This window comes from Paucimonas lemoignei, assembly GCF_004342585.1.
GTDB classification, from domain to species: Bacteria; Pseudomonadota; Gammaproteobacteria; order Burkholderiales; family Burkholderiaceae_D; genus Paucimonas; species Paucimonas lemoignei.
In genome coordinates, this window is the sequence record NZ_SLZQ01000001.1 from 646240 (window position 1) to 659698 (window position 13459).

Consider the following 13459-nt stretch of genomic DNA (forward strand, 5'->3'; position numbering starts at 1 on the left):
TTTGATCTCGTTATTTTTTACTGGTGCCGACGGCGAGACTCGAACTCGCACAGCTTGCGCCACTACCCCCTCAAGATAGCGTGTCTACCAATTTCACCACGTCGGCATTAGCCCACTATTTTAACCGCTTTACTACCTTTGTTCAATGCACATTGCTGTAAAACAATGAACAACTTTTGTCTTAAAGTGAATTAATGTCACTTCGGGATCTGATTTGCCGGCGCGGGAGCGGGCGCGGCGGTGGATGGCGCAGTCGATTGCGTTGTCGGCGCGGCATTGTTCGGCGCCTGGGAAGGCGCACCCGTGCCCGCAGCCGGAGCGGCCGGCAAGTTCTCCATCACACCACCGCCGTGAACCGCGCCCGGCTTATTGCCGATATAGGCCAGCGCCAGCGTAGCGCAGAAAAAAATCGTTGCCGCAATCGCGGTCGACTTGGACAGGAAGTTCGACGAACCGCTGGCGCCGAACAGACTGCCCGAGGCGCCGGAGCCGAATGCCGCGCCCATGTCAGCACCCTTACCGTGCTGCAGCAGCACCAGGCCGATAATGGTAAGTGCCGACAGCACTTGAATCACGATTACTGCGGTAAACAAAATATTCATCGATCTACTTTCAATGGCAGGTTATTGCACTAATTTTAAAATTTATTGAACTCAGGCAGCCGCAGCAATAGCGAGAAAATCCACCGCCTTCAGGGATGCGCCGCCGATCAGGCCGCCATCAATGTCTTCCATTGCCAGCAATTCCGCAGCGTTTTCCGGCTTCATGCTGCCGCCATAGAGGATGCGCACTTTATCTGCAGCTTCCACGCTTACGCCAGCCAGACGCTTGCGCAGCATGGCATGCACTTCCTGCGCCATATCCGGCGTGGCTGTCTTTCCCGTGCCGATTGCCCATACCGGCTCGTAAGCCAGTACGATTTTCGCCAATTGCGCAGCATCGAGAGTATTCAGCACAGCATCAAGCTGTTTGCCGACGACCTCTGCGGTCTTGCCGGCTTCGCGCTCTGCCAGCGTTTCACCAATACATACAATCGGCGTCAAACCGGACGCCAACGCGCGAGCCGCCTTCTGCGCGACCACTTCATTTGTCTCAGCATGATAGGCGCGCCGCTCGGAATGGCCGACGATGGCATAAGTGCAGCCGAAATCCAGCAACATCGATGCCGCAACCTCGCCGGTGTACGCGCCGGATTCATGCACCGATACGTCCTGAGCACCCCAGGCAACGCCAGTGCCTGCCAGCTCGGACTGGCACTGCGCCAGATACGGCGCAGGCGCGCATACGGCGATATCGCATGCAGGCTTTTGCAAGCCAGCTTTAATACCCGCCAACAAGGACGCATTGGCAGCCAGGCTGCCATTCATTTTCCAGTTGCCCGCTACTAATTTTCGACGCATATCAGATAAATTTTTTATTAACCCGCTATTTTAGCCCGCCGCAGCAAAAGCGGTCAAACTAACAGGCATGGATCGGGATCAAAGCCAATTTGCCATCAATAACAAGTTGGATTTGCCTCAACTGCTTGCCACGGTCAGGACGATTTTTCCGATATGGGCACTGGACTCCATCAGTACATGCGCACTCGATGCCTGGTCGAGCGGAAAAGTGCTATGGATGACCGGCCTGATCTTTCCGCCTTCGATCAAAGGCCAGACTTTTTGCCGCAGGTTTGCGGCAATGGCAGCCTTAAATTCGACGGAACGGGGACGCAGAGTGGAACCTGTCAGTGTCAGGCGCCGCAACAGAATCTGGCCGAGATTTATCGTGCTCTTTGCCCCGCCAAGGAGGGCGATCAGGCACAAGCGGCCATCGTCGGCAAGTGCGTCGATTTCCCGCGGCACATAGTCGCCGCCCACCATATCCAGAATGACATCCACTCCCTTGCCCGCCGTAGCCTGTTTGACCACCTCTACGAAATCTTCGCTGCGATAGTTGATGCCGCGTTCGGCGCCCAAGGCTTCGCAGGCACGGCATTTCTCATCGCTGCCGGCGGTGGCAAAAACCCTGTGTCCGAGTGCTGACGCCAGCTGAATCGCCGTTACGCCGATACCGGAGGTGCCGCCCTGCACCAGCAGCGACTCGCCTTCAGAGAGCCGGGAGCGGTCGAACACATTGCTCCACACCGTAAAAAAAGTCTCCGGCAACGATGCCGCCTGCACCGCATTCAATCCACGCGGCAGCGGCAGGCACTGCCCAAGCGGCGCCGTGCAGTATTCGGCATAACCGCCGCCCTGCACCAGCGCGCACACCATGTCGCCATGACTGAAACCGCTGCCGGCCAGCTCACCCGCAACGATCTCTCCCGCCACTTCGAGCCCCGGCAGATCCGAAGCACCCGGCGGCACCGGATAACGTCCCATGCGCTGCAAGACATCCGGACGATTGATTCCGGCGGCATGGACCTTGATCAGGACTTCACCTTCTTTCGGCTCAGGCATGGGCCGCTCGCACAACTGCAACACCTCCGGTCCGCCTGGGCGGATGATCTCGATCGCTTTCATTTTTTCAACTCCATGAAATCAGCGTGAATCTGTAATTCATCCGGGATGATATGTGATTACGCTTGCATGCTCACCAAAGAAAAACGCCCGGGCATTTTCCCGGGCGTTTCATTGAAGCATTACTACTTATTGCTGCGGCTGGGATTGCTCGGCTTGCTCCGAGCCTCCCTCGACAAGCACCGCTTTCATCGACAGTTTCAGGCGGCCGCGATCATCGGTTTCCAGCACCTTGACGCGCACCTTCTGGCCTTCCTTGAGGTAATCTGCCACGGCATTGACGCGCTCGTTGGCGATCTGGCTGATGTGCAGCAGACCGTCCTTGCCCGGCAAAACCTGGACGATGGCGCCGAAATCCAGCAATTTCAGCACTTCGCCATCATAGACCTTGCCCACTTCGACCGAAGCGGTCAGCTCTTCGATGCGGCGCTTGGCTTCCTGACCGGCTGCGGCATCCACGGAGGCGATGGTAACGATACCTTCGTCAGTGATGTCGATTTGGGTGCCAGTTTCTTCGGTCAGTGCGCGGATCACGGCACCACCCTTGCCAATCACGTCGCGGATCTTTTCCGGATTGATCTTGATGGTGATGAGACGCGGCGCGAAATCGGACAGCTCGCCCTTACCTTGCGGCACGGCTTCCTGCATCTTGCCCAGGATATGCATACGGGCTTCCTTGGCCTGTGCCAGTGCAACCTGCATGATTTCCTTGGTGATGCCCTGGATCTTGATGTCCATCTGCAGAGCGGTCACGCCAGCGGTCGTGCCGGCCACCTTGAAGTCCATGTCGCCCAGGTGATCTTCATCGCCCAGGATATCGGTCAGCACGGCGAACTTGTTGCCTTCCTTGATCAGGCCCATGGCGATACCGGCCACATGCGCAGTCATCGGCACGCCGGCATCCATCAACGCCAGGCAGCCGCCGCAAACGGAGGCCATCGACGACGAGCCGTTCGACTCGGTGATTTCCGAAACCAGGCGCACCGAATAGCTGAAATCTTCCGGTGCCGGCAGAGCAGCTACCAGGGCGCGCTTGGCCAGACGGCCGTGACCGATCTCGCGGCGTTTCGGCGTGCCGACACGGCCGGTTTCACCGGTGGCGAACGGCGGCATATTGTAGTGCATCATGAAGCGGTCGCTGTACTCGCCCATCAGCGCATCGATCTTCTGCTCGTCGCGTGCGGTACCCAGGGTGGCAACAACCAGCGCCTGGGTTTCGCCGCGGGTAAAGAGCGCCGAACCATGGGTACGCGGCAGCACGCCTGTACGGATCGAAATCGGACGCACGGTGCGGGTATCGCGACCGTCGATGCGCGGCTCGCCTTCGAGGATTTGCGAACGGACGATCTTGGATTCCAGGTCGAACAGGATGTTGCCGACTTCGACTTCATTCGGCGCTTCGGCACCGATCGAGGCAGCCTCCGCTGCCAGCGCTGCATACACTTCAGCGGCGGCATCCTTCAGCTTGGCCGTACGGGCCTGCTTGTCCTTGGTCTGATACGCTTCACGCAACTTGGCTTCGGCGAAATGCGTCACGCGGGAGATCAGCGCTTCGTTCTTGGCCGGCGGCGTCCACTCGACTTCCGGCTTGCCGCCATCGCGCACCAGTTCATGGATGGCGTCGATCACGGCCTTCATCTGCTCATGACCAAACACCACGGCGCCCAGCATCACGTCTTCCGACAATTGCTTAGCTTCCGATTCGACCATCAGCACGGCTTGCTCGGTACCGGCCACTACCAGGTCAAGGCTCGACTTAGCCAGTTGCGATACGGTGGGATTCAACACGTACTGACCATCGACGTAACCGACGCGAGCAGCGCCGATCGGGCCGTTGAAGGGAATGCCGGCCACGCACAAAGCGGCCGACGTACCAATCATGGAAGCGATATCCGGGTCGATTTCCGGGTTGACCGACAGCACATGCACGATCACCTGCACTTCGTTCATGTAGCCTTCAGGGAACAACGGGCGGATCGGGCGATCGATCAGGCGTGAAGTCAGGGTTTCCTTTTCCGAAGGGCGGCCTTCGCGCTTGAAGAAACCGCCGGGAATGCGGCCGGCGGCATAGGCTTTTTCGACATAATCAACGGTCAGCGGGAAGAAGTCCTGGCCTGGCTTGGCATCTTTCTTGGCCACGACCGTGGCGAGCACGACGGTATCCTCGATCGACACCATCACGGCGCCGGAAGCCTGGCGGGCGATTTCGCCGGTTTCCAGGGTCACCTGATGCTGGCCATACTGGAAGGTTTTCGTAACTTTATTAAACACGGTGTTTCCTTTCTATTTTTGCCGACGGATTTTCAGGCGCCGTCGTTCACCTCACCACGTGCGATTGCCCAGAGGACATTCCGCTTAAAAAAACAAATGCCCACATCAGCGAACTGACGCGGGCATTGACCGACTATCGCGGGACAGGATATCGCAAAGAATTACTTGCGCAGGCCGAGCTTTTCGATCAGGGCGCGATAGCGAGTGGCATCCTTACCCTTCAGGTAGGACAGCAGGCTCTTGCGACGGTTAACCATCTTGATCAGGCCGCGGCGGGAGTGGTGGTCCTTGGCGTGCACCTTGAAGTGACCGTTGAGCTCATTGATACGGGCAGTCAGCAGAGCGACTTGCACTTCCGGCGAACCGGTATCGTTCTGACCACGGGCGTTATCCGCAATAATAGCGGCCTTGTTGATGTTTTCTACAGACATGATTACCTTTCACATGCGGTGCATGGAGTTGACGTCCTGCTTTGGACTCACCCCCTTTTCACACCGTGAACAAATGATGAAAAAAACTGGTCATATCGACCAGAGGCGGAAGTATACAGGAATTTAACAAGTCATTCAAATTCTTGGGTTTATTGATCAGAACAAGAATAATTTAGAGGGCATGATGAAGATTCCGGCAAAGGCGATCGGCATTATTGGCTTGGCGTTGTGCCTGGGTGCCTGCGCCATTTCCAAGCCTGTCAATGTGGGGGACACGGAAGCGCAAGTAATTGCCGCGCGAGGCAACCCGACCAGCCGTTACCGCGTCGGTAACGAGCAGATACTGGAATACAACCGGCTGCCCTATGGCCAGGAAACCTATCTGGCCCGCCTGGGGCCGGATGGGCGTGTTATTTCATTCGAACAAGTTCTTACCGATGAAAAGTTCGCCGCCATTAGAATTAACCAAGACACCAAGGAGGATGTCCTGCACTTGATTGGCGCGCCGGATGAAAAAACCTGGTTACCGCTACCCCGCCAGGAAGTCTGGTCTTACCCTTACAGGGAGAATGGCGTGTGGAATTCGATCATGCATGTGCACTTCGATGAAAGTGGCATCGTGCGCAGGCTAGAGAAGACACCGGATGTGCGGTTCCTTGACCGGGGCAACGTGCTCGGCGGCGGACCTGGCGGCGGAGGCATGCGCTAAGCCGCACATACCTCCTTGATGCCAGGCTTTTAAAGTTGAGGATTAAGCTTTTCGACTTTCGAATGGAGCTTGTTAAGCGCCGACAGATAAGCCTTGGCGGAAGCCACGACGATATCCGGATCCGCCCCGACGCCATTGACGATACGGCCGGCCTTGGACAGGCGCATCGTCACCTCGCCCTGCGACTGCGTGCCGGTGGTGATGGCATTCACTGAAAACAGCAGCAATTCCGCGCCGCTCGCCACTTTCGCCTCGATGGCATTGACCGTGGCGTCAACAGGACCATTGCCCTGCCCTTCCGAGACGGCTTCCTTGCCGTCGATGGAAAACACCACTTTTGAAACGGGCCGTTCGCCGGTTTCCGAGTGCTGAGCCAGCGAGACGAAACGGAAGTGTTCCTGCTCATGTGACTGCTGCTGATCGGCCACCAGCGCCATGATGTCTTCGTCAAAGATTTCCGACTTGCGGTCGGCCAGATCCTTGAAGCGCGCAAAAGCGGCGTTGATCTCCGCTTCCGAGTCAACGTGGATACCAAGTTCCTGCAAGCGCTGCTTGAAGGCATTGCGTCCGGAGAGCTTGCCCAGCACGATCTTGTTAGCGCTCCAGCCGACATCTTCCGCACGCATGATTTCGTAAGTATCGCGCGCCTTCAGCACGCCATCCTGGTGGATGCCGGAAGCGTGGGCAAAGGCATTGGCGCCGACCACCGACTTGTTCGGCTGCACGGCAAAGCCGGTAATCTGCGACACCAGCTTGGAGGTCGGGACAATCTGGGTAGTATCGATGCCGACATCGAGATTGAAATGATCGCGGCGCGTGCGCACCGCCATGACGACTTCTTCGAGCGCGGTATTGCCGGCACGTTCACCCAGGCCGTTGATAGTGCACTCCACCTGGCGCGCGCCGCCGATCATTACACCCGCCAGAGAATTAGCTACCGCCAGGCCAAGGTCATTATGGCAATGCACCGACCAGACAGCCTTATCCGAATTCGGAATGCGCTCGCGCAGCGTTTTCAGCATATTGCCGTATAACTCGGGCACGCCATAACCGACCGTGTCGGCGAAATTGATGGTGGTGGCACCTTCGGCGATCACGGTTTCCAGGACACGGCACAGGAAATCCATATCAGAACGGCTACCGTCTTCCGGACTGAATTCGATATCGTCGGTGAATTGGCGGGCGAAGCGAACAGCCTGCTTTGCCTGCTCCAGCACCTGTTCGGGCGTCATCCGCAATTTCTTTTCCATATGCAGCGGCGACGTAGCGATAAAGGTGTGGATACGCTTACGTGCCGCCGGCGCCAGCGCTTCGGCCGCGCGCGCGATATCGCGATCGTTGGCACGCGACAGCGAACATACGGTGGAATCCTTGATGATGCCGGCAATGGCCTTGATTGCCTCAAAGTCGCCAGGCGAGGAAGCCGCGAAGCCCGCTTCGATCACATCGACGCGCAGCCGTTCCAGCTGGCGGGCAATGCGGATTTTCTCTTCCTTGGTCATCGATGCCCCGGGCGATTGCTCGCCATCGCGCAGGGTGGTATCGAAAATAATCAGCTTGTCGGAAGAAGTGGCAGCCATGTTCTGCTCCTAGGAAAATGCGTTGGTGCGTTAGTTAGCTAGCGCGGATAAAGACTAAATTCTACCGGATAGGCAATAAAGTCGAGTTCACAATGGAATCGGGCGCCAGCATTTTTTGATACTGGCGCCCGATGCGAACCTGGAAGACTTATTTCTCGTCCGGTGGCACTATGTGGGTTTCCGGCTTGGTTTGGACGATACTGACAGGCTTACCCTTAGCCAGACGCCAGAAATACACGCCATATCCGGAAAGTCCGTATACGCAAAACATGCCGAAGAGTACTTTCGGGGGGTCGCTCGACACAGCCACGAATGCCAGCACGACAATGAAGACCGCGATGAACGGCACCGACTTGCGGAAATTGACATCCTTGAAGCTATAGAACGGCACGTTCGTTACCATGGTCAGGCCAGCATAGAGCGTGATGCCGCATGCAATCCAGCTCAAGTCGTTGCGTGGCACACCCAAGTCGTCCATGAGCCAGACGAAGCCCGCCACCAGTGCCGCCGCTGCCGGACTCGGTAAGCCCTGGAAATAGCGCTTGTCGACCACGCCGATATTCGTGTTGAAGCGCGCCAGGCGCAATGCCGCACAGGCGCAATAAATGAACGCTACCAGCCAGCCCAGTTTACCCCAGCCGACCTCTCCCAAGCCGCGCAAAGCCCACACGTACACGACCAGCGCCGGCGCAGCGCCAAAGGAAACCATGTCCGAGAGACTGTCGTATTGCGCGCCGAATTCGCTTTGCGTATGGGTGAGCCGGGCCACGCGGCCATCCACGGCATCCAGCACCATGGCGGCAAAAATTGCGACCGAGGCATAGTCGAATTTCTGGTTCATCGCCATGACGATCGCGTAAAAACCGCAGAACAGGGCGGCAGTCGTGAAGGCATTCGGCAACAGATAAATGCTGCGACGACGCAGGGTCGGCCGCAGCACTTCATCTGTGCCATCCATGCCTGCGTCAAATTCATTCAGCCCCTTGTTCTTTGCCAGGCGGCGGGCACGAGGCAGCAAGGGAATCCGTTTTTGACTTTTACGACGAGGGAAATTTGCCATATCAATTCCAGTTCAAGAGACGTGCAACGCGCAATGAATTTCCAGGCTGAGCATTCGGCTTCATGGCGCATCCTGGCGTTTTATTGAGAAGCATCATCGGCTGCCTGTTTCCTTTCCTGAGCCTGTTGCTGCATTTGTCGTTCGACGTCTTTCGCCTTGTCCAGCGCATCGTGCTGTGTCTTGGCGAAATTCGACGGGGGGTCTGCCGGTTTGCATCCAGCGATCAATACAGCGATAGCGCCGAGCGTTATGTACGCAAGTTTTCTCGTCATGCTCTCAGTGTGTTATTTGAATTTAACCCTGCCGACAACCCGCATCTGCAAACTGGTTTCTCCCGGCTCGAAACTCGGCTCTTCAACTGCCTGCGATTCCTTGAATGCCGTTGTCCGCATACTCTTGGCTTGCATCATGTCGGCCTGAGGGGCATAGGCTCCCGACGCCTCGAAGTCAACGGTCTCAAGCACAGCATCTGCAGGGCTGCGTCCCATGGCTTTTGCAATCGCCGCGACACGTTCGTTCAAATTTCTATAGCTAGCCTCAATGCGCTGGCTGTCGAGCTTGGCCGTGGCAGCTTCGCTCAATCCGAATTGTAAGCCATTCAGCGCCAGAATTTTCTGTGCCGCCGCCACGGTTTTCGGCAAATCGGCGAGATTGAGTGTCTTCATTTCCAGGTATTGACCGACACGCCAACCAACCGGCTGACGCGGACGAGTAGTGCCCGTGGGTCGGGGCGGGGCCGGTTCGTCTGCATAGACTGGATAAGTGTAATAGCCGTGGGTTTTGAGCTTTGCCTGCGGATCGCCGGCGCGGATGACATCAACGCCCTGCTTCATTTTCATATTCACGCGCGAAGCTGCCGCGGCCTTGTCCTTGTCCTGCTCCTCGATGGTGAACGTGGCACGGGCTTCGTCATTCGGCAGCGTAACTTCGCCATAGGCTGGCACGATAACCAGCGTACCGGCAGTCTTCACGCCGGACTGGGCATGCGCCGGCAACAACGCTGCTGCGCAAGCCAGGAATACCAGGAAATGGGTAAATCGCATCATGATAGGCCTCCGGAAAAAAAAGGGCGTACACCTTGTACGCCCCGTTCAACACGGCTGATCGAAAAACAATCAGCCTAGGATATCACTTGCTTAGTTCTTCGACTGGTCAACCAGCTTGTTCTTGGCGATCCAAGGCATCATCGCGCGCAGCTTGGCGCCGACTTCTTCGATCTGGTGCTCGGACGTCAGGCGACGACGGGAAATCAGGGTCGGCGCACCGGCCTTGTTTTCCAGGATGAAGCTCTTGGCGTATTCGCCAGTCTGAATGTCCTTCAGGCACTGACGCATGGCGTTCTTGGTGTCTTCAGTGACAACGCGCGGGCCGGTCACGTACTCGCCGTATTCGGCATTGTTCGAGATCGAGTAGTTCATGTTGGCGATGCCGCCTTCGTAGATCAGGTCGACGATCAGCTTCAGCTCATGCAAGCACTCGAAGTAAGCCATTTCCGGAGCATAGCCGGCTTCCACCAGGGTTTCGAAACCAGCCTTGATCAGTTCGACGGTACCGCCGCACAGCACGGCTTGTTCGCCGAACAGGTCGGTTTCGGTCTCTTCACGGAAGTTGGTTTCGATGATGCCGGCACGGCCGCCGCCGTTAGCCATGGCGTACGACAGAGCGATGTCACGGGCATTGCCGGACTTGTCCTGATACACGGCGACCAGGTGCGGCACGCCGCCACCCTGAGCGTAGGTGCCACGCACGGTATGGCCCGGGGCCTTCGGCGCAACCATGATGACATCGAGATCAGCGCGCGGCACGACCTGGCCGTAGTGCACGTTGAAGCCATGGGCGAAAGCCAGCACGGCGCCTTGCTTGGCGTTCGGCTCGACGTTTTCCTTGTAGACCTGGGCGATGTTCTCGTCCGGCAGCAGGATCATGATGACGTCGGCAGCCTTGACTGCCTCGTTGACTTCAGCAACCTTCAGGCCGGCCTTCTCGACCTTGGCCCAGGACGAACCGCCCTTGCGCAGGCCGACGGTGACGTTGACGCCGGAATCGTTCAGGTTTTGCGCGTGCGCGTGGCCTTGCGAACCGTAACCGATGATTGCAACGTTCTTGCCTTTGATGAGGGACAGGTCACAATCCTTATCGTAAAAAACTTTCATTTGTTTTCCTAATTTTCGAGTAAATATGAATATTGCTGAAGAGGTTGAAGCAGATTAGATCTTGAGGATCCGTTCGCCGCGGCCGATGCCGGAACCGCCGGTACGCACGGTTTCGAGAATCGCAGTGCGATCGATCGAGTCGATGAAGGCGTCCAGCTTGCTCTTGTTACCAGTGAGTTCGATCGTGTAGGTTTTTTCAGTGACGTCGATGATGCGACCACGGAAAATATCGGCGGTGCGCTTCATTTCCTCGCGCTCCTTACCAACGGCACGCACCTTGATCAGCATGAGCTCGCGCTCGATGTGCGCGCCTTCGGTCAGGTCGACAACCTTCACGACTTCGATCAGTCGGTTCAGATGCTTGGTGATCTGTTCGATGACGTCATCGGAACCGTTGGTGGCGATGGTCATGCGCGACAGCGTCGGGTCTTCTGTCGGCGCCACGGTCAGCGTTTCGATGTTATAGCCGCGCGCGGAAAAAAGTCCGACCACACGCGACAGCGCGCCTGCTTCGTTTTCCAGCAAGAGAGAAATAATGTGTCGCATGTTTACAGATCCTCCGAGCCCAGCAGCATCTCAGTCAAGCCTTTGCCGGCTTTCACCATCGGCCAGACGTTTTCGGTCTGGTCGGTAATGAAGTTCATGAATACCAGCCTGTCTTTCATGGCAAAGGCATCCTTCAATGCGCCTTCGACGTCGCGGGGATTCTCGATCTTCATGCCCACATGGCCATAGGATTCCACCAGCTTGGTGAAGTCCGGCAGGGAATCCATGTAAGACTCGGAATAACGGGAGCCGTAATCGATCTGCTGCCACTGGCGCACCATGCCGAGGAAGCGGTTGTTCAGCAGGATGATCTTCGGTGTCAGGTGATACTGCGTGCAGGTGCCGAGTTCCTGGATGCACATCTGGATCGACGCTTCGCCGGTGATACAGGCGACGGTGGCATCAGGATTGGCCATCTGCACGCCCATGGCGTACGGCAGGCCCACGCCCATCGTGCCCAAGCCTCCGGAATTGATCCAGCGGCGCGGCTTGTCGAACTTGTAGTACTGCGCCGCCCACATCTGGTGCTGGCCGACGTCGGAAGTGATGAAGGCATCGCCCTTGGTCACTTCCCACAGTTTTTCCACCACCGATTGCGGCTTGATGACTTCGTTGGACGTGGTGTACTTCAGGCATTCGCGGCCACGCCATTGCTTGATCTGCTTCCACCAGTCGGCCAATGCAGTGGCATTCGGCTTGGTTTCCGCGGCATCGAGCTGCGCCAGCAGTTCCTGCAGCACTTCCTTGACGTTGCCGACGATGGGAATATCCACCTTGACCCGCTTGGAAATCGAGGACGGGTCGATATCGATATGGATGATCTTGCGCTGATGCGAAGCGAAATGCTTCGGGTTGCCGATCACGCGGTCATCGAAACGCGCGCCGATGGCGATCAGCACGTCGCAGTGCTGCATGGCCATGTTGGCTTCATAGGTGCCGTGCATGCCGGGCATGCCGACGGACAGCTCGCTGGTGGCCTTGTAACCGCCCAGGCCCATCAGGGTATTGGTGCAGGGATAACCGAGCTTGTCGACCAGCTTGTTCAACTCGGGCGCAGCATCGGCAAGAATCACGCCGCCGCCGGCATAGATCATCGGCCGTTCGGCTTGCAGCAGCATTTGCACGGCCTTGCGGATCTGGCCGGCATGGCCCTTATCCACCGGACGATACGAGCGCATCTCGACTTCCTTCGGATAGTCGAAAGCGCACTTGTGCATGGTGATGTCTTTGGGAATATCGACCAGCACCGGACCCGGACGGCCGGTAGTGGCGATATAGAAAGCTTTTTTCATGGTAGATGCCAAATCCTTGACATCCTTCACCAGGAAGTTGTGCTTGACGCACGGGCGGGTAATACCGACCGTGTCGCATTCCTGGAATGCATCCTGGCCGATCGCGGTCGACGGCACCTGGCCGGAAATGACCACCATCGGAACCGAATCCATGTAAGCGGTTGCCAGGCCAGTCACGGCATTGGTGACGCCCGGACCGGAAGTCACGATGGCGACGCCTACCTTGTTCGAGCTGCGCGAATACGCGTCCGCTGCATGGATCGCAGCCTGCTCGTGGCGAACCAGAATATGCTGGAATTTATCCTGATTGAAGATGGCGTCATAGATATACAGCACTGCGCCACCGGGATAGCCGAAAACGTGTTCCACGCCTTCTTCGGCAAGACAGCGCACGACGATGTCGGCGCCGGTGATTTCTGAACTCATACTACGTCCTTTCAAGGTCCATTGGAAATTGATCGGATGCTCTCTCCTGGCGGGATCGCTCGCGGCGATGGATCTGCAGGCATCCCTTGTTCGGGCGGTCACGTCGATTCTGCGGGCATCCGTAGATGCGGTTCAAACCGGCGCTGAAGGCCACTCGTTCAGCCAGATTTTCCAAAGCAACGAAAAAAGCCTATCTGCATAGGCTTACGAATCCCTCACGCTTGTGGCGTGGGTTAGAGCAAACAGCTTGCAAGTGAAGCATGCCTACCTGGCGATCGACATCATGGGCCGCTCACCGATAGACTAAAAGTTCCTTCGGGATATCGAAGGGAATGATAAGTTAATGCGTGAGTTCGTTTTGGTCAAGTAATATTCGATTAATTCTCTTTGAAATCAAGTATTTTGATTAAAAACATCTGCACAATTAAAAGCTTTTTTGCTAGCATGCGCACAGTTTACATTCAAGCATCCCGAAGGGACTTACCGAAGC

13 protein-coding genes and 1 tRNA gene are annotated in these 13459 nt (G+C 57.0%); 1 reads left to right on the forward strand and 13 read right to left on the reverse strand.

All coding sequences use genetic code 11. The features are described 5' to 3' along the window. Positions 1–21: 21 nt before the first annotated feature. The 6 genes from EDC30_RS02740 to rpsO form a co-directional block, all read right to left on the reverse strand. A tRNA-Leu gene (locus tag EDC30_RS02740) sits at positions 22–106 on the reverse strand. 91 nt (positions 107–197) lie between these two features. Then, entirely contained in the window at positions 198–602 is a 405-nt protein-coding gene (secG, locus tag EDC30_RS02745) for a preprotein translocase subunit SecG (protein ID WP_132257020.1), read from the reverse strand. Positions 603–653: 51 nt separating this feature from the next. After that, the gene (tpiA, locus tag EDC30_RS02750) at positions 654–1400 is read right to left on the reverse strand and encodes a triose-phosphate isomerase (protein ID WP_132257022.1); all 747 of its coding nucleotides are present in this window, start codon (positions 1398–1400) and stop codon (positions 654–656) included. Between the two features lie 117 nt (positions 1401–1517). Continuing rightward, positions 1518–2504 (reverse strand): NAD(P)H-quinone oxidoreductase, encoded by a 987-nt coding sequence (locus EDC30_RS02755; RefSeq protein ID WP_132257024.1) that lies wholly within the window; start codon positions 2502–2504, stop codon positions 1518–1520. Positions 2505–2630: 126 nt separating this feature from the next. After that, positions 2631–4772 carry a polyribonucleotide nucleotidyltransferase gene (gene pnp / locus EDC30_RS02760; RefSeq protein ID WP_132257026.1) on the reverse strand — a complete coding sequence of 714 codons (2142 nt, stop codon included), beginning with the start codon at positions 4770–4772 and terminating at the stop codon, positions 2631–2633. 161 nt (positions 4773–4933) lie between these two features. Then, a complete protein-coding gene (gene rpsO, locus EDC30_RS02765; RefSeq protein WP_132257028.1) occupies positions 4934–5203 on the reverse strand; it encodes a 30S ribosomal protein S15 in 270 nt (89 codons plus the stop codon). Positions 5204–5384: 181 nt separating this feature from the next. Here rpsO and EDC30_RS02770 point away from each other — a divergent pair, with 181 nt between their 5' ends. Next, positions 5385–5912: a hypothetical protein gene (locus EDC30_RS02770; protein ID WP_341539856.1), complete on the forward strand. Its 528-nt coding sequence runs from the start codon at positions 5385–5387 to the stop codon at positions 5910–5912. A gap of 29 nt (positions 5913–5941) precedes the next feature. On the opposite strand, the gene EDC30_RS02775 is transcribed toward EDC30_RS02770, so the two are convergent. The 7 genes from EDC30_RS02775 to EDC30_RS02805 form a co-directional block, all read right to left on the reverse strand. Beyond that, a complete protein-coding gene (locus EDC30_RS02775) occupies positions 5942–7492 on the reverse strand; it encodes a 2-isopropylmalate synthase (RefSeq protein ID WP_132257030.1) in 1551 nt (516 codons plus the stop codon). A 148-nt stretch (positions 7493–7640) separates the two neighbouring features. Then, positions 7641–8552, reverse strand: coding sequence for a CDP-diacylglycerol--serine O-phosphatidyltransferase (pssA, locus tag EDC30_RS02780; protein WP_132257032.1), 912 nt, complete (start codon positions 8550–8552; stop codon positions 7641–7643). A gap of 80 nt (positions 8553–8632) precedes the next feature. Continuing rightward, positions 8633–8824 (reverse strand): hypothetical protein, encoded by a 192-nt coding sequence (locus EDC30_RS02785; RefSeq protein WP_132257034.1) that lies wholly within the window; start codon positions 8822–8824, stop codon positions 8633–8635. 12 nt (positions 8825–8836) lie between these two features. Next, complete coding sequence (locus EDC30_RS02790; protein ID WP_132257036.1) at positions 8837–9598, reverse strand: SIMPL domain-containing protein; 762 nt, start codon at positions 9596–9598, stop codon at positions 8837–8839. 90 nt (positions 9599–9688) lie between these two features. After that, a complete protein-coding gene (ilvC, locus tag EDC30_RS02795; protein ID WP_132257038.1) occupies positions 9689–10705 on the reverse strand; it encodes a ketol-acid reductoisomerase in 1017 nt (338 codons plus the stop codon). Positions 10706–10759: 54 nt separating this feature from the next. Further along, positions 10760–11251, reverse strand: coding sequence for an acetolactate synthase small subunit (ilvN, locus tag EDC30_RS02800; RefSeq protein ID WP_132257040.1), 492 nt, complete (start codon positions 11249–11251; stop codon positions 10760–10762). A 2-nt stretch (positions 11252–11253) separates the two neighbouring features. Next, the gene (locus EDC30_RS02805) at positions 11254–12969 is read right to left on the reverse strand and encodes an acetolactate synthase 3 catalytic subunit (RefSeq protein ID WP_132257042.1); all 1716 of its coding nucleotides are present in this window, start codon (positions 12967–12969) and stop codon (positions 11254–11256) included. Positions 12970–13459: the final 490 nt, after the last annotated feature.